Origin of the sequence: Caballeronia sp. LZ029, assembly GCF_031451275.1 — a bacterium.
Classification (GTDB): domain Bacteria; phylum Pseudomonadota; class Gammaproteobacteria; order Burkholderiales; family Burkholderiaceae; genus Caballeronia; species Caballeronia jiangsuensis.
The window spans coordinates 1-448 of sequence record NZ_JARUXO010000041.1; the positions used below are offsets into that span (position 1 = coordinate 1).

The 448-nt window shown below is 58.3% G+C and carries 1 pseudogene; it reads right to left on the reverse strand.

The window, feature by feature from the left end:
* Positions 1-207, reverse strand: a pseudogene (locus QCE73_RS33955) (hypothetical protein); the annotation flags it as partial.
* Positions 208-448: the final 241 nt, after the last annotated feature.

A 448-nucleotide genomic window follows, 5' to 3' on the forward strand; every position in this document is an offset into this window, starting at 1 on the left:
GAGCGTTGATGCGTTCTCAAGTTGCTGGACAAGCACCGTCATGGAAGGCAGGGCACTGTCGCTCGGGTATTCGCCGGCGAGCACTGTGAGTGCCGTTCGCGCCGCGGCGGCGTCGCGAAGCTGCAACTGCTCCACCACATCATTGCGCAGCGCTACGTCCCGGCTGTCGGCAAATATGTCGAGTTGCTGTATTGTCGTCGCGCTCAAGAAGGTCCATGAAGACGATACAGGCTAATCGATTTCGCCGCGTCGAAGAAGCTGCCATGGATCGTTCGACGAAACGCTGCGCTGATTATCGACTGCCAAAAGAAGAGCGACGCATCATTCAGATGCCCCCAAGTTCGCCGATGCACAAATGGTCGGGCTGTCCGTGCGCCAACGAGGCACGCGCCACAATAACGCACCCTTCCAGCCTGTTATGATTTTGCGGCATCCGTTCTCCAGGCAC